Source organism: Lentzea sp. NPDC051838 (assembly GCF_040681245.1).
GTDB lineage: Bacteria > Actinomycetota > Actinomycetes > Mycobacteriales > Pseudonocardiaceae > Lentzea.
The window spans coordinates 74,850-96,998 of sequence record NZ_JBFAYI010000015.1; the positions used below are offsets into that span (position 1 = coordinate 74,850).

General features: G+C 67.1%; 26 protein-coding genes and 1 pseudogene. 12 read left to right on the top strand and 15 right to left on the bottom strand.

Annotated elements, in window-relative coordinates; all coding sequences use genetic code 11:
• Positions 1-20: 20 nt before the first annotated feature.
• Both AB0M24_RS28320 and AB0M24_RS28325 read right to left on the bottom strand, forming a co-directional pair.
• Positions 21-1,841, bottom strand: coding sequence for an NHL domain-containing thioredoxin family protein (locus AB0M24_RS28320; RefSeq protein WP_363774231.1), 1,821 nt, complete (start codon positions 1,839-1,841; stop codon positions 21-23).
• Positions 1,842-1,886: 45 nt separating this feature from the next.
• A complete protein-coding gene (locus tag AB0M24_RS28325; RefSeq protein ID WP_363774234.1) occupies positions 1,887-2,741 on the bottom strand; it encodes a pentapeptide repeat-containing protein in 855 nt (284 codons plus the stop codon).
• A 119-nt stretch (positions 2,742-2,860) separates the two neighbouring features.
• Between AB0M24_RS28325 and AB0M24_RS28330 the strand changes: the two genes are divergently transcribed.
• Positions 2,861-3,880, top strand: coding sequence for an NAD(P)-binding domain-containing protein (locus AB0M24_RS28330; protein ID WP_363774237.1), 1,020 nt, complete (start codon positions 2,861-2,863; stop codon positions 3,878-3,880).
• Here AB0M24_RS28330 and AB0M24_RS28335 read toward each other — a convergent pair.
• Together AB0M24_RS28335 and AB0M24_RS28340 are read right to left on the bottom strand one after the other, a co-directional pair.
• The gene (locus tag AB0M24_RS28335) at positions 3,877-4,545 is read right to left on the bottom strand and encodes a dienelactone hydrolase family protein (protein WP_363774240.1); all 669 of its coding nucleotides are present in this window, start codon (positions 4,543-4,545) and stop codon (positions 3,877-3,879) included. The two genes, AB0M24_RS28330 and AB0M24_RS28335, sit on opposite strands and share 4 nt — an antisense overlap.
• Positions 4,542-5,456 (bottom strand): SDR family oxidoreductase, encoded by a 915-nt coding sequence (locus tag AB0M24_RS28340; RefSeq protein ID WP_363774243.1) that lies wholly within the window; start codon positions 5,454-5,456, stop codon positions 4,542-4,544. Before AB0M24_RS28340 ends, AB0M24_RS28335 begins: the two co-directional genes overlap by 4 nt.
• A gap of 97 nt (positions 5,457-5,553) precedes the next feature.
• Here AB0M24_RS28340 and AB0M24_RS28345 point away from each other — a divergent pair, with 97 nt between their 5' ends.
• Positions 5,554-6,198: a TetR family transcriptional regulator gene (locus AB0M24_RS28345; protein WP_363774245.1), complete on the top strand. Its 645-nt coding sequence runs from the start codon at positions 5,554-5,556 to the stop codon at positions 6,196-6,198.
• Between the two features lie 21 nt (positions 6,199-6,219).
• A complete protein-coding gene (locus tag AB0M24_RS28350; RefSeq protein ID WP_363774248.1) occupies positions 6,220-6,993 on the top strand; it encodes an HAD family hydrolase in 774 nt (257 codons plus the stop codon).
• Here AB0M24_RS28350 and AB0M24_RS28355 read toward each other — a convergent pair.
• The 5 genes from AB0M24_RS28355 to AB0M24_RS28375 all read right to left on the bottom strand — a co-directional run bounded on the left by AB0M24_RS28355 (position 6,990) and on the right by AB0M24_RS28375 (position 11,333).
• Positions 6,990-7,334 carry an NTP pyrophosphohydrolase gene (locus AB0M24_RS28355; RefSeq protein ID WP_363774251.1) on the bottom strand — a complete coding sequence of 115 codons (345 nt, stop codon included), beginning with the start codon at positions 7,332-7,334 and terminating at the stop codon, positions 6,990-6,992. The two genes, AB0M24_RS28350 and AB0M24_RS28355, sit on opposite strands and share 4 nt — an antisense overlap.
• A gap of 14 nt (positions 7,335-7,348) precedes the next feature.
• Entirely contained in the window at positions 7,349-8,716 is a 1,368-nt protein-coding gene (locus AB0M24_RS28360) for a S28 family serine protease (RefSeq protein WP_363774254.1), read from the bottom strand.
• Positions 8,717-8,765: 49 nt separating this feature from the next.
• Positions 8,766-9,617 (bottom strand): NAD(P)-dependent oxidoreductase, encoded by an 852-nt coding sequence (locus AB0M24_RS28365; protein ID WP_363774257.1) that lies wholly within the window; start codon positions 9,615-9,617, stop codon positions 8,766-8,768.
• Positions 9,618-9,844: 227 nt separating this feature from the next.
• Positions 9,845-9,991 (bottom strand): hypothetical protein, encoded by a 147-nt coding sequence (locus AB0M24_RS28370; RefSeq protein ID WP_363774260.1) that lies wholly within the window; start codon positions 9,989-9,991, stop codon positions 9,845-9,847.
• A gap of 148 nt (positions 9,992-10,139) precedes the next feature.
• Complete coding sequence (locus tag AB0M24_RS28375) at positions 10,140-11,333, bottom strand: ATP-binding protein (protein ID WP_363774263.1); 1,194 nt, start codon at positions 11,331-11,333, stop codon at positions 10,140-10,142.
• Between the two features lie 154 nt (positions 11,334-11,487).
• Between AB0M24_RS28375 and AB0M24_RS28380 the strand changes: the two genes are divergently transcribed.
• From AB0M24_RS28380 to AB0M24_RS28390, 3 genes are all read left to right on the top strand, one after another.
• Positions 11,488-12,096 (top strand): SIMPL domain-containing protein, encoded by a 609-nt coding sequence (locus AB0M24_RS28380; RefSeq protein WP_363774266.1) that lies wholly within the window; start codon positions 11,488-11,490, stop codon positions 12,094-12,096.
• On the top strand, positions 12,097-12,717 hold the full coding sequence (locus AB0M24_RS28385) for a hypothetical protein (RefSeq protein WP_363774269.1): 621 nt from the start codon (positions 12,097-12,099) through the stop codon (positions 12,715-12,717).
• A gap of 74 nt (positions 12,718-12,791) precedes the next feature.
• Positions 12,792-12,974, top strand: coding sequence for a hypothetical protein (locus AB0M24_RS28390; RefSeq protein WP_363774272.1), 183 nt, complete (start codon positions 12,792-12,794; stop codon positions 12,972-12,974).
• On the opposite strand, the gene AB0M24_RS28395 is transcribed toward AB0M24_RS28390, so the two are convergent.
• From AB0M24_RS28395 to AB0M24_RS28405, 3 genes are all read right to left on the bottom strand, one after another.
• The gene (locus AB0M24_RS28395) at positions 12,971-13,225 is read right to left on the bottom strand and encodes a hypothetical protein (protein WP_363774275.1); all 255 of its coding nucleotides are present in this window, start codon (positions 13,223-13,225) and stop codon (positions 12,971-12,973) included. The two genes, AB0M24_RS28390 and AB0M24_RS28395, sit on opposite strands and share 4 nt — an antisense overlap.
• Positions 13,226-13,257: 32 nt before the next feature.
• Entirely contained in the window at positions 13,258-13,932 is a 675-nt protein-coding gene (locus AB0M24_RS28400) for a serine hydrolase domain-containing protein (RefSeq protein WP_363774278.1), read from the bottom strand.
• Positions 13,933-14,025: 93 nt separating this feature from the next.
• The gene (locus tag AB0M24_RS28405) at positions 14,026-15,231 is read right to left on the bottom strand and encodes an acetyl-CoA C-acetyltransferase (protein WP_363774281.1); all 1,206 of its coding nucleotides are present in this window, start codon (positions 15,229-15,231) and stop codon (positions 14,026-14,028) included.
• Between the two features lie 47 nt (positions 15,232-15,278).
• Between AB0M24_RS28405 and AB0M24_RS28410 the strand changes: the two genes are divergently transcribed.
• Positions 15,279-16,520 (top strand): 3-oxoacyl-ACP reductase, encoded by a 1,242-nt coding sequence (locus tag AB0M24_RS28410; RefSeq protein WP_363774284.1) that lies wholly within the window; start codon positions 15,279-15,281, stop codon positions 16,518-16,520.
• A complete protein-coding gene (locus tag AB0M24_RS28415) occupies positions 16,520-17,281 on the top strand; it encodes a MaoC/PaaZ C-terminal domain-containing protein (protein ID WP_363774564.1) in 762 nt (253 codons plus the stop codon). The genes AB0M24_RS28410 and AB0M24_RS28415 overlap by 1 nt, the downstream gene beginning before the upstream one ends.
• Here AB0M24_RS28415 and AB0M24_RS28420 read toward each other — a convergent pair.
• Positions 17,270-17,905 (bottom strand): TetR/AcrR family transcriptional regulator, encoded by a 636-nt coding sequence (locus AB0M24_RS28420; RefSeq protein ID WP_363774287.1) that lies wholly within the window; start codon positions 17,903-17,905, stop codon positions 17,270-17,272. The genes AB0M24_RS28415 and AB0M24_RS28420 overlap by 12 nt on opposite strands.
• Before the next feature lie 101 nt (positions 17,906-18,006).
• Here AB0M24_RS28420 and AB0M24_RS28425 point away from each other — a divergent pair, with 101 nt between their 5' ends.
• From AB0M24_RS28425 to AB0M24_RS28440, 4 genes and pseudogenes are all read left to right on the top strand, one after another.
• On the top strand, positions 18,007-18,636 hold the full coding sequence (locus tag AB0M24_RS28425; protein WP_363774290.1) for an SCP2 sterol-binding domain-containing protein: 630 nt from the start codon (positions 18,007-18,009) through the stop codon (positions 18,634-18,636).
• A 15-nt stretch (positions 18,637-18,651) separates the two neighbouring features.
• A complete protein-coding gene (locus tag AB0M24_RS28430) occupies positions 18,652-19,866 on the top strand; it encodes an acyl-CoA dehydrogenase family protein (RefSeq protein ID WP_363774293.1) in 1,215 nt (404 codons plus the stop codon).
• 144 nt (positions 19,867-20,010) lie between these two features.
• Positions 20,011-20,247: pseudogene (locus tag AB0M24_RS28435) on the top strand (pentapeptide repeat-containing protein); the annotation flags it as partial.
• Positions 20,248-20,321: 74 nt separating this feature from the next.
• A complete protein-coding gene (locus tag AB0M24_RS28440) occupies positions 20,322-20,450 on the top strand; it encodes a hypothetical protein (protein ID WP_363774296.1) in 129 nt (42 codons plus the stop codon).
• Positions 20,451-20,532: 82 nt separating this feature from the next.
• On the opposite strand, the gene AB0M24_RS28445 is transcribed toward AB0M24_RS28440, so the two are convergent.
• Both AB0M24_RS28445 and AB0M24_RS28450 read right to left on the bottom strand, forming a co-directional pair.
• The gene (locus AB0M24_RS28445; protein ID WP_363774299.1) at positions 20,533-21,135 is read right to left on the bottom strand and encodes a hypothetical protein; all 603 of its coding nucleotides are present in this window, start codon (positions 21,133-21,135) and stop codon (positions 20,533-20,535) included.
• Between the two features lie 3 nt (positions 21,136-21,138).
• Positions 21,139-22,071, bottom strand: a complete 933-nt coding sequence (locus AB0M24_RS28450) for a hypothetical protein (protein WP_363774302.1) — start codon at positions 22,069-22,071, stop codon at positions 21,139-21,141.
• Positions 22,072-22,149: the final 78 nt, after the last annotated feature.

Consider the following 22,149-nt stretch of genomic DNA (forward strand, 5'->3'; position numbering starts at 1 on the left):
ACATCAGGCACCAGCAGAGTCTACGTGGCCTGCCGAGGTGCCTCGTCCATGCCGCCCATGAGCAACGGCAGCCGGGTAGGTGCATCGGCAACAACTCGAACGGGCACACCCCAGTCCTGCCTGGTCAGACGGCAGACCGGGTGTTCGTCGGCCGGATCGTCACTGCAACTGGCGGCCTGCGCTACTACGTGCAGAACGCCGTTCGTGATCTGATCGTTGATCCGCAACGCCCGTACCAGTTCGGTGCCGACCCCCGCGCCCTCCAAGATCAGCTCCGGGGGTGAGCTGGTGATCTCCAGGCGGGTGCTCGGCCCGTACCTCTCGTCGAGCTTGGTGCCCGTGGGCGGGGTGAAGACGACCACGAGCTCAAGATCGCCGGGAGCGATGTCGGTGGACGGCCGCTTGACCGCGTGCTCTTCCCCGTCGATCTTGACGGCCGCGGCGGAGAACCGTTCGAGACGGTGGGCCGCGCTCGCCACGACGACCAGCTCGCCGTCGACGAGCAGCGCGTCCGACGGCTCGGCGATGTCCGTCGCGATGGTGCTCAAGGTCTTCGCCTCGGGGTCGTAGCGCCTGATCGCGTTGTTGTAGGTGTCGGAGATCGCGATCGAGTGATCTGGCAGCACGGTGACGCCGAGCGGGTGCTGCAGGAGGGCGTCCTCCGCGTCGCCGTCCTTGTGGCCGAACGCGAACAGGCCCTTGCCGATCACGGTGTGGACTTCGCCGTGCTCCAGGTAGCGCAGTGCCGACGTCTCCGAGTCGACCATCCAGAGCTTGTCGCCGTCCGCGGCGAGCCCGGAGGTCTGCGCGAAGAAGGCTCCCTCGGCCGGACCGTCGTTGATGCCTTCGACGGTGGTGCCCGCGAGCCTGCTCACGGTGCCGGCCTCGGGGTCGAAGAAGCCCAGCGTGTGGTTGCCGGCCATGGCGATGGCCACGCCACCGTTCCACCACGCGACGTCCCACGGGCTGGTGAGGTCGATCTTGTCGGCCGGTCCGTCGATCTCTCCGTCGCGCCACTGCTCACCGGTGCCCGCGAGCGTCGTGACCTCGCCGGTGTCCAGGTCGAGGCCGCGGAGGAGGTGGTTGACGGTGTCCGCGATGACGACGTCGTAGCCGTGGGTGTTCGGGACGAGGGTGAGCCCGGCGGGCTCGGAGAAGGTGGGGTTGAGGCCGTCGGCCCTGCCTCGCTCGCCGGTGCCGATGCGGCGGATGACGGTCTCGCCGTCCGCTTCCAGCTCCACGATGCTGTGGTGGGCGGAGTCGCTGACCAGGATGGTGTTCCGCGGCGTGACGATCGCCTTCGCGGGGAACCTCAGCGTGGTGTTCTCGGGTGCGGGGGCGACGTACGGCCCGGTGCCGCGGTGCAGCGTGCCCTTGGCGTCGTGCTCCTCGACCAGTTCGCCGATGATCGTTTTCAGCGCCTCCACGTGGCCCTCACCAGCGGCGACGTGCACGACGTAGCCCTCGGGGTCGACGAGGACGAGCGTGGGCCAGGCCTTGACCGCGTACTGCTGCCAGGTGGTGAGCTCCGGGTCGTCGACGACCGGGTGGTGCACCTCGTAGCGCTCGACAGCCGCCTTGAGCGCGTCCGGGTCCGCCTCGTGGACGAACTTCGGCGAGTGGACGCCGATCGTGACCAGGACGTCCTCGAACTCCTTCTCGAGGGGGCGCAGCTCGTCGAGGACGTGCAGGCAGTTGATGCAGCAGAACGTCCAGAAGTCGAGCAGCACGATCTTGCCGCGCAGGTCCTTGAGGCCGATCGTGGCGTCACCGGTGTTCAGCCAGCCGCGTCCTACCAGCTCAGGGGCACGGACACGGGCACGGCGCTTGGCAGTCGTCACGTCCGTATCCAACACTGTGGAACGGGGTGTCCATTCCGGCGTCCATCATGTGGACGGCAGCTTGAGCCCCGGCTTCTCGCCCTCGTCGAACACCGGCATCACCTTGATCTCCGCCTCCGACAGGTCCACCTCGCCGCCGGTGAACCTGGCCCCGCGGAACGACACCTCGCCCGCGTTGAAACCCGCCCCCTCGAACTGCATCCGCCCGCCGCTGAACTCCGCCTTGTCGAACGTCACGCGCGCCCCGTCGAACGAGGTGCCGCCGAACCACACTTCCCCCGAGCCGCTGACCTTCATCCCGTCGAACGAGATCCAGCCGCCCGGAAACCGGGCCAGGCTCAGGAAGAACTTGCCGGACGACACGTGGATGCCGGAGAAGTCGGCCGACCGCAAGACCGCGCGGACCAGGTCGAAGTCGTGGCCCTGCCAGCTGACCAAGGCGTCGGCGCGCAGGTGCCGGGAGATCAGGCTCGTGATCGCCAGGCGCACCTCGGACTCCGCGTCGAGGTACCACTCCGACTCCAGCGACGGCTCGTACGGGATGCGGAGGTAGGAGCAGAGCACGTCGATGCAGACCTGGCGCTGTGACGGCCATTCGTCCGCCAGTGAGGCCAGGGCGTAGATGCCGGCGAGGCGGACGGTCGGGGCCTCGTTGCCGATCTGGTTGCAGGCGGCGCCGAAGCGTTCGTTCAGGAGCTTCACGCCTTCACGGGTCTCCGCGGACTCGGTCACGCGTTGCTTGCGGTAGGCCACGACCAGCGCGACCACACCGCCGACGCCCGCCACCACGGTCAGCGCGACCTTGATGATGTCCAGGCGGGCGGCCGAAGTCGTGGGGAAGCCGAGTGCGGCCCACAACGAAGCGCCTGCGAGGGCGAACACCGCTAGACCGATCAGCACAACCAGGCCTATGTGCCTTTTGATGGACCAAAGTCGCCCGGATTCCACGATGATGGACCGTAACCGCCCGTCTGAACCTTTGCGCTGTGTTTGGCGTAGAGGACGCCGGGAGGTGCGTGATGGTGGAGTACCTGGTGGTCGGTGCGGGTCCGGCGGGCCTGCAGATGGGGCGCTTGTTGCACCGGGCGGGCCGTGACTACGTGATCGCGGAGGCGGGGTCGGAGCCGGCGGGCTTCTTCCGCGAGTTTCCCCGGCATCGCGTGCTTTCCACGGACGACAACTCGCTGTTCGACGGGGTGCCGTTCGCCCGGTACAGCAAGCGGGCGTTTCCCGACGCGGACGATCTGGTGCGCTATCTGGAGGACTTCGCGCGTCCGTTGAACGTCCGGTACGACACGCGGATCAGCGACCTGACCCAGTACCAGGCGCGGCACGTCATCATCGCGACCGGCAAGAAGCCTTACGTGCCAAGCATTCCCGGGATCGAGCACGCCGAGACGTATGCGAGTGCCGCCACCGACCCGACGGAGTACGCCGGGAAGCGGGTGCTGATCATCGGACGGGGGCACAGCGCGTTCGAGACGGCCGACAACATCGCCACGACGGCACGGCTCACGCACACCGTCGGGCGGACTGTGCAGCGGATCGTCAAGGACGGCAACGAGTTCGTGGCGACCATCGACGGCACCGGGGAGCTGCGGTACGACAAGGTGATCGTGTGCGCCGGGTTCCGCAGGGACACCGCGCTCGACGTGCCGCACGCGCACACCATCACCGGCGACTCGATCAAGGCCATCCGGCACGCGGCCAGGGCGTTGCACAGGACGTTGGAGGCCGAGCACCACGGAGTGCCGTGGCCGCACCGGAAACTGCGGAACAGGCCCGACTCGCTGGCCGCGACCGTCGCGATCCGTGCGCGGCAGATTCCGGACGGGTTGGCGGATGTCGTTGTGCCGCAAGGACAGCACGCGATCCTCTACGACGAGATGCCGACGAGTGAGCGCAACGGGTTCGTCGTCACGCGCACGCAGGTGCGGCACTACCGGCGCAACGAGCTGATCGCCGTCGAGCGGAGGCTGCACCGCAAGCCGCTGGAGCGGTTCTTCTCGCAGCAGCTCGCGGTGCCGTGCATCGCTTAGGCCGGCAGGGTGCGCTTGAGGAACTCCGCGGTGCGGTCCCAGGCGCGACCGGCGGCTTCCTCGTCGTACCAAGGGGCCAGGTGGTTGAGGAACGCGTGGCCCGCGGGCTCCAGGGCGATCTCGGCACCCTCGTGCGCGGCCACCGCGTCGGCCACCTTCTGGTACCCGGTGATGAACGAGTCCTCGGTGCCGAAGTGGAACAGGATCGGGCACGACACCTGGTCCAGCGTGGCGATCTGGTCCGGGACGCCCGAGCCGTAGAACGAGACGGCGGTGTCCGGGTCGGAACCGGCGGCCGCCGCGTACGCCAGGGTGCCGCCGAGGCAGAAGCCGAGCACGCCGACGCCGCCGGTGACCTCGGGCAGGCCGCGCAGATACGCGACGGAGGCGACGACGTCCTGCACCGCGAGCGGGAAGTCGAGCTTGCCGACGACCTCCATCGACTTCTGGATGCCCGCCTCGTCGTGCTCACCCACCCAGCCCGGCTGGAAGCGGTGGAACAGCTCGGGCACAGCCACGACGTAGCCGAGGGCGGCGAGCTTCTCGGCGATGCCCCGCAGGTACCCGTCCAGGCCGAAGATCTCCTGGATCAGCACGATGCCGGGCCCGGTGCCGGACTCGGGGAGCCAGACCGGCAACGGCATGTCGTCAACTCGATGGGTCATACCAAGATCCTGCCCGAGAGCTGCGTGAGACGTTCGGCCTCGGCCCACAGACGCGCTGCCACCGCCTTGTCCCGGCTGGTGCGCGGCAAAGCGACGCGCTTGGTCGAGCCGACGAGCCCCCAGCGCGGGCCGTAGTAGGCACCGGACACGGCGGCGGGATCGGCCGCCGCGAACAGCAGCGGTTCGGAGCCCAGCTCAGGCCCCATCGACGGCAGGATCCTGGCGGCGAACCTCTCGAACGCGTTCTGCTTGCCTCCGTCGAGGCCAGGACCGGAGATCATCAGGTTCGTGCGGGTGTAGCCGGGGTGCGCGCCCGTCGACAGCAGCGGCCAGTCGTGCTCCGCGGCGAGCTCGGCCAGGTGCAGGGTCATCAGCAGGTCGGCCAGCTTGGACTGGGCATAGGCGCGCAACGGGCTGTACCGCCGCCGCGACTGCAGATCGTCGAAGTCGATCCGGCCACCGTTCGCGGTGCCGCTGCTCATCGTGGCGACCCGAGGCGCGGGAGCGGCCAGCAACAACGGCAGCAGCCGGATCGTCAGAGCGAAGGGGCCGAGGAAGTTGCTGGCCAGCTGCAGCTCGAAACCGTCCACCGTCTCGGTTCGCGAGGGCACGTTCATCACACCGGCGTTGTTCACCAGCACGTCCAGGTGCCTGCCGTCCGCGATCAACCCCTCGGCGAACGCGCGCACCGACGCCTGGTCCGCCAGGTCGAGGCGGCGGACGTCGACCTGAGCACCGGGATGCGCGGCCAGGATCTCCGCCTTCGCCTGCTCACCCTTGGCCGGGGTGCGGACCGCGAGCACGACGTCGGCACCGGCACCGGCGAGCCGCTTGGCCGTCTCCTTGCCGGTGCCGCTGTTCGCGCCGGTGACGACGATGAGCTTTCCGTGCTGGTCAGGAACCTGGTACATGGCACATCTCCGTTACGGACCGTCGGTATCTTATGCTTCCAACATAACGGACCATCAGTCTCTTAGTAAAGTACCGCCGGTCTGTAACATGGGCGACATGGTCTTCCAGCGAGCGCGCACCGATGAGCAGCGCACCGAACGGCGGCGGCAGATCCTCGACGCCGCGGCCGCGATGCTCACCGAGATGCCGGTGGCGCAGCTGAGCCTCACCGCGCTGAGCCGCCGGGTCTGCCTGGCGAAGGCCAACGTGCTGCGCTACTTCGACTCGCGCGAAGCCGTGCTGCTGGAGCTGCTGGAAGCCGAGATGGAGGAGTGGATCGCCGAGCTGGAACGCGCGGAGACACCCAGCTCCGGTGACTCGTTGGCGAAGCTCCTCGCTTCCACGCTGACCCGCAGGCCCGTGCTGTGCGACCTCGTCAGTGCGCAGGCTTCCGTGCTGGAGCACAACATCTCCACCGAGACGGCGATCCGCCACAAGTACGCCGCCAAGCAGTCCCTCGAAAAGCTGGTGGGGATCGTGAGACGGCATGTGCCCGAGCTCAGCGACGGCGACGCCATCACGTTCGTGCAGACCGTCATGCTGACGGCGATCGCGGCCTGGCCGTGCAGCCGGCCACCGGAGGCGATCCTCAGCGCATTCGCCGCCGACCCGGAACTGGCCGCGTTGCGCATCGACTTCACCGACTCCGTGCGCCGAGCCGCCGAGGTGACCGTTTCCGGTCTTCTCGCCCGCGGGAACTAGGTCCTGCCCGATAATCGGCCGATGATCAGGCTGATCGCGACCGACCTCGACGGCACGCTCCTGCAGCCGGGCGGGGTGCTGAGCGACCGCACCCGCGCCGCGCTCAACGCCGTCGACGCGGACGTCGTGATCGTCACCGCGCGGCCGCCGCGGTTCGTGCAGAACCTGGAGCTCACCGGCACGGCGATCTGCGCCAACGGAGCGTTGATCTACGACCTGGCCGAGCAAGAGGTCACGCACGCGCAGACGGTGCCGTTCGACGTCGTGCGGAAGGTGGCCGAGGCGCTCGCGGAGGTCATCCCGAACGTCACCATCGCGGTCGAGACAGGCCTGGAAACGTTGTCAGGACCTGGTTTCAAGGGGTTCGGGCCGAACAATCCACATCGGACGCTGGAGCTGCTGGACCACGTTTTCGAGGAAGCGCACCAGGTCGTGCAGATGCTCGCGTGGGCACCGGACGGCGAGTGCGACCCCATGATGGAGATCGCCAGAGAGGCCGTCGGGCAGCACGTCACGGTCACCCACTCCGGCGGAACGGGCATGCTGGAGATCTGCCCGCCCGGTGTGTCGAAAGCGGCCACGCTCGAATCCCTGTGCAGCACAAGAGGAATCGGCAGCCACGAGGTGATCGCGTTCGGGGACATGCCGAACGACCTGTCGGTGCTCGGGTGGGCCGGCACGGCGTACGCGATGGGCAACGCGCACCCGATCGTCAAGCAGGCTTGCAGCAACCACGCGCCGCCGAACACCGAGGACGGCGTCGCGCAGGTTCTCGAACAGCTCTTCCGGCTCTAACGGCGCGGCACCGAGGTGGGGCCTGCCACCTCGGCACCCAGCGCCGTCACCCGCCGCCGCAGCTCGCGGTCGGCGGTCACCACCGTCACCACGCGGCCGGCACCTTCGGAGCGCACGACCTCGACGATCGTGTCGTCGCCGTCGCCCGACGCAGCGACCACGCGAACGCCTTCGATGCTGGACACGTTGCGCGCCTTGCCTTCCACGACGAGGACTACCTCTTCGTCACGGCCTTGCAAGGCGTCGCGGAGGCGTTCGGCCGCGCCCGCCCGGTCGCGCCACCACCCGTCGGGCACCGAACCGACGACGTTGGCGGCATCGACCACGAGCAACGGCTTCACACCTCCAGCGTGCCTCAGCCCCGACGGGCTCGCAGCGCGTCCAGCGAGTCCGGGCCCTCGTCGACGGAGAGAGCCCCAAGACCAGCGGAAACTCCTGCCCAGCGCAGCACGGCGGCGGTCGCGACGCCGCGTTCCTTCTCGGGCAGCTTGGCGATGTTCGCGCCGTGGTTGCCGCCCGGCACCGTGAACGTCAGCGAGTCGCGCGTGCCCGGCCCGACGCGGAACGGCTCTGCGCTCCACGGGTCGTTCTGGCCGTAGACGAACAACAACCGCGAGCCCTGGTAGCGCACCCAGCGGTCGACGTCGGCCATCGCGTGCCGGTCGAACCGCGGGAACTCGATGGAGTCAGGCACCATCGTGCGCGGCACGCTGGAACCGGGGTAGCGCAACAGATCGCGCACCGCCGACTCGTCCGCTTCCGGCCAGCCGAGCTGCGTACCCGCCTGGTAGTAGTAGGTCTCGTACGGCGCGACGCCCGCGTCGGTGTAGAAGTCCCAGCCGACGGTCTTGTCGATGAACGTGAAGAGGTCGTCCACCGAGGCGGCGGCACCGGGCACCAAAGCGCACTGGGCCTGGGTCCCGTACTGCCAGAACGTGAACGGCGTGTCCAGCACCAGCACCTCGAGCGCCCGATGCGCACCGCGGAACTGCTGGTACGTGAAGCCCTTGGCCTCGAGCCGAGCCACGATCTCGTCCCGATGCGCCAAGATCTGCCGTTGCACGCCCTCAAGCCGACGGTTGCACGTCGGGTCGTTGCCGACGTTGCGGATGAACTCGCCGTAGACGTCGCGGTCGTTGACGACGTCGTTCGGTGCCACGTAAGCGATGGTCGCGTCGACGTCACGCGGGAAGAAACGACGGTGGTAGACCGAGGTCATGCCGCCCTTGCTCGCACCGGTCGACAGCCACTTCGCACCGTAGATCTTCTTGAACGCGGCCACGATCCGGTGGTGGTCGTTGGCCGCCTGCCAGATGTTCAGGTCGTCCCAGTCCGCCGGCGCCGGCCGCGACGGTGTGAAGAACCGCTGCTCGACGCTGATCTGGTTGCCGTCGACGAGCCGGGCGGGCTCGGACGCGCTGATCGTGCCGGACAGGTGGTAGCCGGAGGTGTGCAGCACCATCGGCTTGGACTCCGCCTTGTGCAGCAATGAGAAGCGCTGCTCGAACTTCAGCCCGCGCGGCTTGCGGTGGTCCGCGGGCTGCTGGATGCCGAGCACGAACGTCCGCGCCGTGCCGGACGTTCCTTCGCTGATGATCCGGACACCGGGCAGCGCGGCGATCCGGTCCTTGATGTCGGGAGCCGCGGACACGACCGCGGCTGTGGCCAGCACCTGCGTCGACACCAGGCCGAACGCCAGCAGGGAGCGTACGAGTCTGTTCACCTGGCCAAGCTATTGAGCCCGCACGCCCTGCCGGACCGGCCGATCGTCGCTATTCGAAGCTGGCGAAGTAAGACGCGGCCATGTCCTTCTCACCGTGGCCACCGGACACCGCGCGGTCGAGACGGGATGCCGACGCCTGCGCGACGTCCAGCCGCACCTTGGCCCGTTCAGCGGCCTCACCGACGAGCAGCGCGTCCTTCAACGCGTTCTGCACGGTGAAGGCGGCGGGGAAGTCGCGCGCGATGATCGCGTTGCCCTTCATCTGCAGGTACGCGCAGTCCATGGCACCACCGGAAACGGCTTCCAGGAACAGCTTCGGGTCGAGCCCGGACGACTCGGCGAGCGACACGGCCTCGCCGACGGCGGCGGTCAGCGCGAGCACCCAACTGTTCGCCACGAGCTTCAACCGCGACGACGCACCGGCTTCACCGACCCACATCGTGCGGGCGCCGATCACGTCGAACACCGGCTGCACGCGGTCGCGCAGTTCGGCGACACCGGACGCGAGCACGACGAGCTTGCCCTCGGTGGCAGGCTTCACGCTGCCGAGCACCGGCGCGTCGACGAACTCCAGCCCGAGCGAGCGGGCGAGCGCGATGTGGTCGTCGGTCGCGTCGACGCCGACCGTGGACGCCTGGACCCAGACGGCGTTGTGCGGCAGCGATGGTGCGGCCGCCTGCATGGTCGCGGTGACCGTGGGGCCGTCGTTGAGAATCGTCAGGACGATCTCGACGCCCTCGACGGCTTCGGCGGGCGTGTCGGCGACGGTCGCGCCCTGAGCGGCGAGCGGTTCGGCCTTGGCGCGCGTGCGGTTCCAGACCCGGACTTCATGTCCGGCGGCGGCGAGGTTGGCTGCGATGGGGGCACCCATGAGGCCGGTGCCGAGCACGGCGATCTTCATGGGTCCAGCAAACAAGAAACCTCGCGGTGCTGCCAGGTCGGGGGTCCGACAGCACCGCGAGGTCAACAGTGACATCGGCGGACCGACGTGCGCTGTTACAACGCCATCATACTGTGGCGTGGATCACGTTTAACAGAATGAAACCCCTGGAGCGCGGGAGGTGCTCCAGGGGTTCCCGTTGGGGAGGCACTCGCGACGGGGCGCCGTGCGAGTGCCGGGTCGTGAAGTCAGCGCAGGGTGGTGACCTGAGCCTGGGCGATTGCCATCAGCTCGTGACGCATGGACGGGGTGGTCGCCATGTCGATCGCGCGAGCCACAGCCTTCTGGTTGCGCGCCTGGGCACGACGGGCGCGGAGCTTCGCTGCGAAGTTCATCTCGGTCTGCACTTCCCTCTCGGAGGTCTGTTTGGTTGGTGACTTAAGTATGCACCCCCCTACCCGCAAACGCACGCGATTATCCGGTGAGTTGGGGCACACGCCGATGAATCGCCGGTTGACAACGTGAACGGCCGGACAACACCGGTCACTCCTCGCGGCCGAGCAAGAACCTCCCGAAGTGCGGCACGGTGAAGGCGATCTGACCCCGTTCCGCGCTGTAGACCAGGCCTTTCTTGATGAGCGAGTCCCGCGCGGGCGACAGCGACGAGGGCTTGCGACCCAGGTGGTCGGCGACCTGGGCGGTGTTGACCCCGGCGTCCTTTCCGTCGGTCAACTCGGCCATCGCCCGGAGATACTCGCGTTCGGCCGGTGTCGCCCGCTCGTATCGGGAGCCGAAGAAGCCCACGGCCAGCTCCGCGTCGGCCTCCGGAGCAGCCACGGAGACGTCCATCGCGGTGATCGGGTCGGCCGGCGCCGCGTCCCAGGCGGCCTTGCCGTACGCCTGGATGAAGTACGGGTAACCGCCTGATGCGTCGAACAACGCGTCAAGCGCCTCGTCCGTGATACCGGCGTCTTCGCGTTCGACCGGGGCGAGCACCGCGCGGTCGGCGTCCTCGCGGCTCAGCCTGTCGATCCGCACGTACCGGAAGAGCCGCTCCGAGTACGACTTGCTGGCACTGAGGACCGCGGGGAGGTGCGGCAGGCCCGCACCGACGACCACGAGAGGGGCGCCCAGCTGCGAGAGCTCGTGGCACGCCGCGCACAACGCGCTGATGTCGTCCGGCTTGAGGTCCTGCATCTCGTCGATGAGCAGCGCAACGCCCGTGCCGACGTCCTGCGCGAGCTCGGCGACGTCCGTGAACAGCTCGACCAGGTCGATCTCGATGTCACCGGAGTCCGCGCGTCCTTGGGCTGCCGGGACGTCGATGCCGGGTTGCCAGCGGTCTCTGAGCTTCGCGCCGTCCGGAGCCGCTCTCAGCGCGAACGCCTTGAGGATGCCCAGGATCGCCTCGACGCGGTCCGGCGCACGGTGCCGCACGGCGAGATCCCTGATCGCCCTGTGCAGTGCGGCGGACAGGGGCCTTCTGAGGTCCGCGTCCGGACGCGCCTCGACCTTGCCCGCACCCCACCCGCGTTTGACCGCCATGGACCGCAGCTCGCCGAGCAGCACCGTCTTGCCGACGCCGCGCAGTCCCGTCAGCACGAGGCTGCGTTCGGGACGGCCACGCGCCACGCGTTCGAGCACCACCTCGAACGCTCCGACTTCCTTGTCCCGGCCGGCGAGCTCAGGAGGCCGCTGGCCTGCACCGGGAGCGAACGGGTTGCGCACCGGGTCCATGCCTCGCACCGTATCGGCGTTTCTAGTGCCTGACGTAGAGACGCGCAGACTCAGCTCGAAGTGCGTCCGGATGCCTGCGTATACGTTTATCTAGTGATTGAGCTATAGAGTCGAATAGTTGCGGATGTACCGGTGCACGGGTTGGGTTGAGCCTGTGGCTGAAGTCGTGACGAAGGGGACCGGCGAGGTCGAGCGCACCGCCGACCGCGCCCAGGTGGACGTGACGTTCGAGGCGCTCGGTGCCGACCGCTCCGAGGCGGTGAGCACGCTCAACCAGCGCATTTCCGCCGTCGAACCGCTGCTCGAGGACTTCGAGGTGCGGTCGCGGCAGCTGTCCGTGCACGACAACTGGGACAACAACCAGCGCGTCGGCAGCCGCGCTCAGCAGCAGTACGTGATCTGGGTGTCGGACCTGGACCGCCTCGACGGCCTGCTGGCGGACCTCGTGCAGAACGAGCCGTCGTGGGTGAACGGACCGTCGTGGACGCTCGTCGACGACACCGAGGCCATCCGCGAGGCGCAGAAGGGAGCCGTGGCGGACGCCCAGCGTCGCGCCGAGGGCTACGCGTCCGCGCTGGGGAAGCGGCTCGGTCCGTTGCTGCGGATCGGCGACACCGACGGCGGCGCGCACTACTCGCCGCGCATGGCCTCCGCGTCGTTCGAGATGGCCGGAGCCGCCGGGATGGTCGACCAGCTGAACCTCAAGGCGCAGCAGATCACCGTGTCCGCGTCATGCACGGCGTCCTGGTCGTTGCTCGACTAGATGTTCAGGCTTGAGCAAGTCGAACTGAAGCTCGCCATCGGCGTGGTGGCCGTGACGATGGTGCTCATCGGCGGCTGCAGCACCCAACGGGTCGAGTCGCCGACGTTCGGTCCAACTCCGACAGTGACGACGACAGCGCTCCCAACGGCGCCGACCAACCCAGCGGGTCCGGCGAAATACGTCACCGCAACGGTGAAATCATGCGCCGAGATCGGGCAGGGGACAGGTGGCCGGCTGTCTCCGCAACCGGACGACGGCCGCGGGCTGGGCTCGAACTCGTCGGCACGATCCTGCACGGTCAAGGCCGCAGATCAGACCGAGGTCTTCAACATCAGGTCCTGGGACAACACCGACGACGCCACAGGCGTCAGGTCAGGGGCCGAACACGCCGAGAAGTACTTCATGGACCGCACCAAGACGTGGGAGCGGGACACCAGCGTGAACATTGGTTCGGACGCACGCTGGCGAGCCAAGTCAACCACGGCGTGCACCTTGGAAGTGCTTGACGGCAACGGCGTGCTGACTGTGGGCCGCGTCAGCGACACCTCGGTCGACCAGGAACTGTGCCGTGCGGCGGTGCGCGACCTCGCGAAGAAGTTCTTCGTCGCCGTGCAGCCGTAGTCCTGAAGTCTGACTCCGGGATCATGCTGCGGCGTGATCCGCGGTGACGGCACCGGTGCATAGCGTTCCGATCCATGCGGAACTTGCTGATCGGAATGGTCGTCGGCGCGGCGGCGGTGGCCGTGACGACGCTGGGGATCGCGCCCGCGCAGGCGATCATCGACGGGCACCCGACCTCGGTGCACGGCACGCTGGTGCAGGTCGACACCTACGACCAACTGGACGACGGCGGCGTCGTCCAGATCGTGAGTCGCTAACTGGCCTGCAGGGCGGTCACGGCTGCGCGCACGGCTGCCGCGTCCGGGTCGTCCGGCCTGGCTTCGCGCCATTTCGTCAGCCACACGTCACGACGCGCGGCCGCCTGGGCCAGCACCAGCACGATGTAGGAGCGCCGGTCCCAGTCCCGCGCCGACCTCATCGCGTCGGCGGCCGGTCGCCACTCGTCGCGCAACGTCCCGGTGACCGCACGGGCCAGCACCGGATCCTTCTCCGGGTCAACCTGCAACATCGCCCAACCCCCAGGTACCGCACCATCGCGGTTCAGAGAGTGTGCATCGCCTCGCGCCAGAAATCACGCATGTGGTCCGGTGGAGTGGGACTGGTCATGGCCGTGCGGGTGAGCAGGACCGTGATCAGGTTCCGCGAACCGACCACGTGGGACGCGGTGCCGGAGCCTCCTACCCAGCCATAACGGCCATTCACGTTCCACGGGTCGGTCTCGGCGATGTCCACGCTGCCGCCGTAGCCCCAGCCTTGGCCTTCCAGGAAAATCGTCGCTTCCTCGCGTTCCTGCGCGGTGGTGGTGTCGACCGCCAGCTTCGAGAGCAGGCCGCTCGAGAGCAGGTACCGGTTGAACGCCAGCAGGTCGTCCACAGTGGACTGCAGGCCGCCCGCGCCGGACGGCAGCACGTCGCTGAGAAAGCTCGTGTTCGTCATGCCCGCGGGGCCGAGGAGCTGACCGGTGAGGAAGCCGGGCAACGAGCCGGTGGCGCGGTGGAGCAGCACGCCGAGCACGTCGTACGAGGTGTTGTACGTCCAGCCGGCGCCGGGCTGGTGCAGCAACGGGACCTCGGCGAGCTGCTTCAGCCATTCGTCCGGGGCAGGCAGGTCCGGGCGGCCGTGCAGGTGCGCCTGGTCGAAGAGCTTCGCCGTGGCGGGCAACGCGAAGTCCGCCGTGAAGCCCAGCCGGACCTGGACTCCAGCAGGTGTCCTCACCGATCGCCGCGAACTCGACCTCGTCACCGCGGGCGACGAGCGCGACCCCGGTGGGAACGGTCTCGCGGTGCGCCTCCAGAACGGATTTCAGCGTCACCGTTCCAAAATAGCCGTGATTCCCTGACCACCCGCGGCGCAGATCGACACGAACCCGCGCCCGCTTCCCTTCTGGTGCAGCAGCTTGGCCAGGGTCGCCACGATTCGGGCACCAGTCGCCGCGAACGGATGCCCTGCGGCCAAAGAGGATCCGTTGACGTTCAGCTTCGACCTGTCGATTTCGCCGAGGTCGGACTCCCAGGCCTTCAAAGTGGCCAGCACCTGCGACGCGAACGCCTCGTGCACCTCGTAGAAGTCGAACTCCTGCAGTTTCAGGCCGGCCTTGTCGAGCATGCGCGGTGCGGCGTGGACCGGGGCCATCAGCAGGCCCTCGTCGCCGTGCACGTAGTCGACGGCGGCGGTCTCGGCGAAGGTCAGGTACGCGAGGACGGGGAGCTTGCGGGCGCGTGCCCATTCCTCGGTCGCGAGCAGGACCGCGGAGGCGCCGTCGGAGAGCGGGGTCGAGTTGCCGGCGGTCATCGTGTCGCCGAAGACCGGCTTGAGCTTGGCGAGCTTCTCGACACTGCTGTCCGGGCGCAGGTTCTGGTCGCGGGTCAGGCCCAGGTACGGCGTGACGAGGTCGTCGAAGAAGCCCTCGTCGTAGGCGCGGGCCAGGTTCTGGTGGCTGCGCGCGGTGAGCTCGTCCTGGTCCTCGCGGGCGATGCCGTACTTGGCGGCGGTGATGGCCGCGTGCTCGCCCATCGACATGCCCGTGCGCGGTTCGCCGTTGCGGGGCAGGTGCGGGACGACGTGACCGGGGCGCAGCTTGGTCAGCAGGCTGACCTTGCGGGTGCGGTTGAACTCCAGCAGCAGCTTGCGGAAGTTCTCGTTGACGCCGATCGGCGCGTCGCTGGTGGTGTCGACGCCGCCCGCGATGCCCGCCTCGATCTGGCCGAGCGCGATCTTGTTGGCCACGGCGATGATCGCCTGCAGGCCGGTGCCGCACGCCTGCTGGAGGTCGTACGCCGGAGTTTCGGGGCTGAGCTTGCTGCCCAGGACCGACTCGCGGACGAGGTTGAAGTCGCGCGAGTGCTTGAGCACGGCGCCCGCGACCACCTCGCCGAGGCGTTCTCCCTGCAGGCCGAAGCGGCTGACCAGGCCGTCCAGCACCGCGGTGAACATGTCCTGGTTCGAGGCGGTGGCGTACGGGCCGTTCGAGCGGGCGAACGGGATGCGGTTGCCGCCGATGATCGCTACTCGCATGACCGCATACTACCTACTAGCGGGTAGACTTACTAGCGAGTAGGTTGATGCACGTGGACAGGTACCAGAAGTTCGCCTCTTCGGGGCTGGGTCGTCAGCTCGTGCGCAGGCTCGGCCTGCCGAACCCGTACCCACTCCGTCGCGACGCCGCTCTCGCCACACCCGTTCTGGTCGGTGGCACTTCCCGGCTGCCCTTCCTGAAGCAGCTCGAAACAGGTTCCGCTCCCCACGGCGCGTTGGTTTTCGACGCGTCGGACGTGGCGTCGGTCAGCGACCTGCGGCAGCTGCACGACTTCTTCCACCCGGCGATCACGCGGCTCGGGCCGTGCGGGCGGGTGATCGTCATCGGACGGTCGCCGGACTCCATCGCCCAGCGCGCTCTCGAAGGCTTCGTGCGGTCCGTCGGCAAGGAGCTGCGGCGGGGTGGCACGGCGAACCTCGTCTACGTGGCGGACGGTGCCGAGGACGGGGTCGAGTCCACGCTGCGGTTCCTGCTGTCCGGACGGTCGGCTTACGTGTCCGGGCAGGTCGTCCACGTTTCCACTAACGCTGCCGTCGGAACGCTGGAGGGCAAGGTCGCGCTGGTCACGGGTGCTTCGCGGGGCATCGGCGAGGCGATCGCGACGGTGCTGGGACGCGAGGGCGCGCACGTCGTGTGCCTCGACGTTCCCGCCGCCGGCGACGAGCTGTCGAAGGTCGCGAACGCCGTGGGCGGGTCGGCGCTGCAGCTCGACATCACCGGGGATCCCGCGCGGCTGACGTCGTACCTGTTGGAGCGGCACGGCGGCGTGGACGTCGTGGTGCACAACGCGGGCATCACGCGCGACAAGACGTTGGCGCGCATGGACGCCGACAAGTGGGACGCGGTGCTGGAGGTCAACCTCGGCTGCCAGGAACGCATCAACGCGGCGCTGCTCGACGGCGACGTGCTGCGCGAGGGCGGGCGGATCGTCGGGGTGTCGTCGATCGCGGGCATCGCCGGCAACGTCGGCCAGACCAACTACGCCACCTCGAAGGCCGGCGTGATCGGGATGGTCAAGTCGCTCGCACCTGTGCTGGCCGCTCGCGGGGCCACGATCAACGCGGTCGCGCCCGGCTTCATCGAGACGAAGATGACCGCGGCCGTGCCGTTGATGACGCGTGAGGTCGGGCGACGGATGAACTCGCTGTCGCAGGGCGGGTTGCCGGTCGACGTGGCGGAGACGGTGGCGTGGTTCGCCTCGCCCGGCTCCGGTGGTGTGAACGGGAACGTCGTGCGGGTGTGCGGCCAGATGCTGCTGGGGGCGTGATGTTGCTGCGTGCCGCTCTGACGTCGTTCCGGCGCGGGGAAAGCCTTGCCGCCGAACCGGTTTCGGGGACGTTCGACGTCTCGCTGAAGCATCTCGCGGCCTACAACGCGGTGTGCGGGTTCGGGTTGCGCGACGCGTTGCCGTTGACCTATCCGCACGTGCTGGGCTTTCCGTTGCAGATGAAGCTGATGACGGGCTCGGGTTTCCCGTTTCCGTTGCCCGGCCTGGTGCACATCGCGAACCGGATCACGCAGTCGCGGCCGCTGACGCTGGACGAGCCGCTGGAGATCACGGTGTCCGCGCGCGATCTCCGTCCGCATCCGCAGGGCACGCAGGTCGACGTGGTGACGTCGGTTTCCGGTGTCTGGGAAGGCGTTTCGACCTATCTGCGACGCACGGGCGGTGGTTCTGCCGGGAGCGAGGAGCTGGAACGCCCGATCGGGTCGGCGGTGTGGCGGGTGCCCGCGGACATCGGGCGGCGGTACGGGGCAGTGTCCGGCGACCGGAACCCGATCCACCTCTACCCGGTGAGCGCCCGGTTGTTCGGGTTCAAGCGGGCGATCGCGCACGGGATGTGGACGAAGGCCCGCTGCCTGGCCGCGTTGGAGGGCCGGCTGCCCGAGGCCGTGACCGTCGACGTCCGGTTCAAGAAGCCGCTGCTCATCCCCGGTCGCGTCGAGTTCTCCGCTTCCGAGGTTTCCGGCGGCTGGGAGTTCGGTGTGTGGGGCAAGGGACCCCACTTGGTGGGCTCAGCGGCGTGACGGCGGGTGCCAGACGTTGCCGTCGACGAGGTCGCCGAAGCCCATCCACACGAGGTTCATGAGGCGCGCGGCGACGACTCCCGCGGGCTCCTCGGGGTGATCGAGCCACCACTCCGCGAGCGACTCACCGGCCCCGACCAGCGCGGCGGCCAGCGACTCGGCTTCGAGCTTGGTCGCGGGCGCCTTCGTGGACTGCGTGAGCAGCGCCGCGACCAGCGACACAGCCCGGCTGCGCATGTCCGTGAGCTCGACCGCGAACGGTCCACCCTGCGTCGACGCCTGCCGGTGCAGCACCATCCAGCTCGCCCGGTTCTCCCCGACGAAGCCGAAGAAGGCTCTCAGGCCGCTCCACAGCTGCACGTCGGGTTCCTGGTCGGGCTCCACGCCGGTCGCGATGGCCTCCATCATCCGCGTGGCCTCACGCCGGATGCAGGTCGCGAAGAGCTCTTCCTTCGACCCGAGATACGCGTAGAGCATGGGCTTGGAGATGCCCGCGACCTCGGAGATCTCGTCCATCGAGGCGGCGTGGAAACCGAGCCGCGAGAACACGTCGACGGCGGCGTCCATGATCTGCCGCTCACGCACTGCGCGTGGCAAGCGCTTGGCTCGACCTTCTGTGCGCATCACACCCCCTCGGTTCGGAGGAACAAGATTATCCGATCGGCTTGCCGCTATACCTACTCGACAGTAGTCTTACTCGCGAGTAGGTACCAGGAGGTGTGTCAATGACGCTCGACCTCACCACCGAGGCGATCGCGAAGCTCAGCCCGGCTGAGCTGATCAGCACGCTGCAGCAGATCTCGCCGGACGACCCCGCTCTGGCCGACGTCGACATCGACGTCATCGCGCGCGGCATCGACCCGAAGAAGCTCGGCAAGACCGACTTCGCGGCGTTGCTGAACGCCCTGGGCGCGCTGGCCGACGGCGGCGCCGACCTCGACCTCTCGAAGATGGACCCGTCCAACTTCGCCCGGATCATCTCGCGCGCGTCGAAGGACCAGATCGAGGCCGTCGTGGCCGATCCCGCGTTGCGCGTCCGCGTGCTGGACGAGGTGTTCCGGCGCATGGAGGTCCACTTCCGCGCGGACCGGGCCGGTGCCACCCGCGCCGTCGTGCACTTCCACGTGCTCGAGGACGTCTACGAGGCCATCATCGAAGACGCGCACTGCACCATCAACAAGGGCGTCACGCGCGAGGCACGCGCCATCGTCACGTTGACGCCCGCGGACTTTTTGAAGCTCGCGACCGGGAACGCCTCCGCCCCCGTGCTGTTCATGACGGGCAAGCTCAAGGTGAAGGGCGACCTGGGGTTCGCGGCGGGGTTCATGAGCCTGTTCAACATCCCGAAGGCCTGACGGAGAGGTTTTGCAGTGGGTGGCTTCTCGCTCGAACTGAACGAAGACCAGACCGACCTGCGCGACTGGGTGCACGGTTTCGCTCGCGACGTGATCAGGCCGGCGGCCTCGGAGTGGGACGAGCGCGAGGAGACGCCGTGGCCGGTGATCCAGGAGGCGGCGAAGATCGGCCTCTACGGCTTCGAAGCCCTGGCGACCTGGTTCGCGGACCCGATCGGGCTGTCTCTGCCGATCGCGACTGAGGAGTTGTTCTGGGGCGACGCGGGCATCGCCCTCTCGCTGATGGGCACCGGTCTCGCCGTCGCCGGCATCTTCGCCGGCGGCGAGCCCGAGCAGCTGGCCGAGTGGGTGCCGGAGTGCTTCGGCGACGAGTCGGACCCGAAGCTCGCGGCGTTCTGCGCCTCCGAGCCCCAGGCGGGTTCCGACGTCGCCGGCTACCGGACCCGTGCGCGCTACGACGAGGCCACCGACGAGTGGGTGCTGAACGGCCAGAAGGCCTGGGCGACCAACGGCGGCATCGCGAACGTGCACGTCGTGACCGCTGTCGTCGATGCAGAGCTCGGCTCGCGTGGCCAAGCAGGCTTCATCGTTCCGCCCGGCACGCCCGGCTTGTCCTCGCCGGGGAAGATCAAGAAGCACGGCATGCGCGCGTCGCACACGGCTGACGTATTCCTGGACGACGTGCGGGTGCCGGGCCGGTGCGTACTGGGCGGCAAGGAGCGGCTGGACGCACGGCTAGCTCGGGCGCGTGAAGGTTTGAAGGCCGGCGGCCAGGCCGCGATGGCGACGTTCGAGACCACGCGCCCGACCGTCGGCGCCATGGCCGTGGGCGTCGCACGCGCCGCCTACGACTACTCGCTGGAGTACGCGAAGGACCGCGAGGCGTTCGGGCGCAAGATCATCGAGAACCAGTCGATCGCGTTCGACCTCGCGAACATGCGGATGGAGATCGACGCGTCGCGACTGCTGGTGTGGCGCGCGGCGTGGATGGGGCGCAACAACGTGCCGTTCACCGCGGGCGAGGGCTCGATGTCGAAGCTCAAGGCGTCCGAGGTGTCGGTGTGGGCGACGGAGCGGGCGATCCACATCCTGGGTGGAGCCGGGTACACGCGGGAGCACCCGGTGGAGCGGATGCACCGGGACGCCAAGATCTTCACCATCTTCGAGGGGACTTCGGAGATCCAGCGGCTGGTCGTGTCGCGCATGATCTCCGGAATGCAGATCAAGTGAGCTGACCATCTCAGGCCGTCCTCAGGCCGTCTGAGCGGGCGGGGTCTTGCGAGGCTTGAAGACCCCGTCCACGGCAGACCGTGCACGTTGGTGACTGGACGGCAGCAGGTGCGTGTACGTGCGGAGCGTGAAGCCTGGGTCCGCGTGGCGCCTGATATTGCAGCAGCGGTTATCGTCATCGGGCGCCGTGAGCGTGCTTCGCCGGACGGGTGGGTTGATCTTGGGGCGACCTGCCTCAGGATTGACGGAGCAAACGGATCCGACTTCAGGCAAACCATTTTATACGATGCCGATCTCACAGGGGCATCTCTGAAGCAAGCCCGCTTCAATGGCACAACGATCGAAAGAACCAGATTCGACGACGCCATGTTGTATGGCGCCACTTTTGAACATATAACCGGAACAGGCGCGTTGTTTAAGGTGCCCGACCGTGGGATGCAAAGTTTGACGATTCGATGCTCGATAAGTCGGACTTTTCTGGCGCCGATCTCCACCGTGCTACTTTCTCCAATTCATCGCCCAACAACATGAAGATGGATGGCGTGAAAACGGAGGAAGTCACGTTCAGGAGCGTAAGAAGGTAGCAGTATCCTGGGTCACATTAGGCGACAGACGTATTGCAACCCGGCTGACGCTCCCTATCGGTGCAGTTGATGATGTTTCGTGTCAGACCCGACTCTTTCGGATTTTGTATTCTCTAAGTGGCACTACATCCCCAGAGAGCCATGGCGGCTGCCAGCTTAGTCGCTTGCAGACCTCTTCAAATGACGGGTCTACAACATCTGGATAGGTGTAGATGTCACGTATGCGCATCCCAAGCAGATGTCGTTTGTCTACCGAAGTGTCCGGATGGGCGATATCACGCCGCGCAGCGACCAAGAAGTCTCCGTACAGCCTCATGAATACTGCAACGGGCGGTTCGGAGTAAATTGCTTGCATCAAGTTATGGAACGATCCGACCGACTCATCTGATCCGTAAATTCCGATCCATGTTGAGAAGTCCGCAATCTTCTTTGTAGACTCGTCAGCCCTCTTCCCGGTCGGCGTATCTCCGCCAAGCATGTCGCGAAGTAGTTCGATCATCGGTTTGTAGATCTCGTACTTCCGCTCTGATATGCGGTTTTCGAGATCGCGCGCTCGTTCGGCTTCAACTTCTGCGCGCCGAGTCTTCCAAGCGAACACTCCAGCAATTACTGCGGCGGCAATTGCGGCAAACGCGGAGGCTCCGGCAGCGATCAGTGCAACCCATACATTTTGGGCGGTAGGCATGGACTACAGGCCAAAGTAGGACTTGATGAGTGTGGCAATCACTCCGCCCGCTGCGGAGGTTGCGATCTTGCCGCCTACACTGGCCGTTCCAAGCGAAATCTTCCCGAGCCAGCCGCGGACCTTTGGACCAGGTTCGGCAGGATCGCTTCCTCCTGCCTGGGCGCGATCATCGGCAAGGGCTTGGCGAAGCTCCTCGACTTCGGCCTTTTCTACTCCGGTTGCAGCCACTGCAGCCAGTAGCCCGGATTCGTCGCCGCGCCCGACAACTGAAGCAGATTGGGTTACGTCGTGACTCTGAATGGCCAGGTTGTTGGAGCCACCGTAAATGTTGTTGATAATACTCTGGGCAGGTTCACGTTCGGGCACGGGGCCTCCTTGTTCGCCGATCCTAGGTGAAATCTTCTCGAATGCCAGCGCGAGATCGAGTGTTCGCGTGCGCACGGTGTCCACAATTCCTTGCAAGTGCTGCGGGCTGATTTGGCGCCATGCTTGCATCAGGCCCATTGAAGGATACGCGCGAACATCCCCCCTCTCTATCATCAAATTCGTGAACGCAATTGAATCTGCATCCCATGATGCATGAAGCGGCTTTTCTGATTTACTGAGAGATTCAAGTTCGACAATTGGCTGAGAAAAGGAGAGGTAGAACAGATCACTGTCCCGCAACTTCTCAGGAAAGCACACCGGGGGAATTGGAGCGTTTTGAACTCCACTCCCGAATGGGCCGGCAAAATGACCAAGAACCTCAACCCTGAATGGACCCCGATAGGCAGGTATTTCGTTCCCTTCCTTGTATCCGCTGAGCTCGTTTTCAACCCATTCGTCGAGCTTGGCGGTGTCGATCCGGGCTGCAAGAACCTTGACCTTCCGGAGCAGCGACGCCACCGGCATCTGGTCACCGCTCGCTCCGTCGATGATCTCTTGTAGGAGGCTCATGCTTCCGCTTCGTTGGTTGTTGATGTCTCGTTACACAGTTGGTGGCCGTAGAAGGTCACCGTAGAAGATCATTGTGCT

Excerpts from the sequence above, each read along its gene's own strand:
- AB0M24_RS28330 (WP_363774237.1), top strand. The coding sequence starts at position 2,861 with ATGGTGGAGTACCTGGTGGTCGGTGCGGGTCCGGCGGGCCTGCAGATG.
- AB0M24_RS28335 (WP_363774240.1), bottom strand. The coding sequence starts at position 4,545 with ATGACCCATCGAGTTGACGACATGCCGTTGCCGGTCTGGCTCCCCGAG.
- AB0M24_RS28340 (WP_363774243.1), bottom strand. The coding sequence starts at position 5,456 with ATGTACCAGGTTCCTGACCAGCACGGAAAGCTCATCGTCGTCACCGGC.
- AB0M24_RS28345 (WP_363774245.1), top strand. The coding sequence starts at position 5,554 with ATGGTCTTCCAGCGAGCGCGCACCGATGAGCAGCGCACCGAACGGCGG.
- AB0M24_RS28350 (WP_363774248.1), top strand. The coding sequence starts at position 6,220 with ATGATCAGGCTGATCGCGACCGACCTCGACGGCACGCTCCTGCAGCCG.
- AB0M24_RS28365 (WP_363774257.1), bottom strand. The coding sequence starts at position 9,617 with ATGAAGATCGCCGTGCTCGGCACCGGCCTCATGGGTGCCCCCATCGCA.
- AB0M24_RS28370 (WP_363774260.1), bottom strand. The coding sequence starts at position 9,991 with ATGAACTTCGCAGCGAAGCTCCGCGCCCGTCGTGCCCAGGCGCGCAAC.
- AB0M24_RS28375 (WP_363774263.1), bottom strand. The coding sequence starts at position 11,333 with ATGGACCCGGTGCGCAACCCGTTCGCTCCCGGTGCAGGCCAGCGGCCT.
- AB0M24_RS28385 (WP_363774269.1), top strand. The coding sequence starts at position 12,097 with ATGTTCAGGCTTGAGCAAGTCGAACTGAAGCTCGCCATCGGCGTGGTG.
- AB0M24_RS28390 (WP_363774272.1), top strand. The coding sequence starts at position 12,792 with ATGCGGAACTTGCTGATCGGAATGGTCGTCGGCGCGGCGGCGGTGGCC.
- AB0M24_RS28395 (WP_363774275.1), bottom strand. The coding sequence starts at position 13,225 with ATGTTGCAGGTTGACCCGGAGAAGGATCCGGTGCTGGCCCGTGCGGTC.
- AB0M24_RS28405 (WP_363774281.1), bottom strand. The coding sequence starts at position 15,231 with ATGCGAGTAGCGATCATCGGCGGCAACCGCATCCCGTTCGCCCGCTCG.
- AB0M24_RS28410 (WP_363774284.1), top strand. The coding sequence starts at position 15,279 with ATGCACGTGGACAGGTACCAGAAGTTCGCCTCTTCGGGGCTGGGTCGT.
- AB0M24_RS28415 (WP_363774564.1), top strand. The coding sequence starts at position 16,520 with ATGTTGCTGCGTGCCGCTCTGACGTCGTTCCGGCGCGGGGAAAGCCTT.
- AB0M24_RS28420 (WP_363774287.1), bottom strand. The coding sequence starts at position 17,905 with ATGCGCACAGAAGGTCGAGCCAAGCGCTTGCCACGCGCAGTGCGTGAG.
- AB0M24_RS28425 (WP_363774290.1), top strand. The coding sequence starts at position 18,007 with ATGACGCTCGACCTCACCACCGAGGCGATCGCGAAGCTCAGCCCGGCT.
- AB0M24_RS28440 (WP_363774296.1), top strand. The coding sequence starts at position 20,322 with ATGCTCGATAAGTCGGACTTTTCTGGCGCCGATCTCCACCGTGCTACT.
- AB0M24_RS28445 (WP_363774299.1), bottom strand. The coding sequence starts at position 21,135 with ATGCCTACCGCCCAAAATGTATGGGTTGCACTGATCGCTGCCGGAGCC.
- AB0M24_RS28450 (WP_363774302.1), bottom strand. The coding sequence starts at position 22,071 with ATGAGCCTCCTACAAGAGATCATCGACGGAGCGAGCGGTGACCAGATG.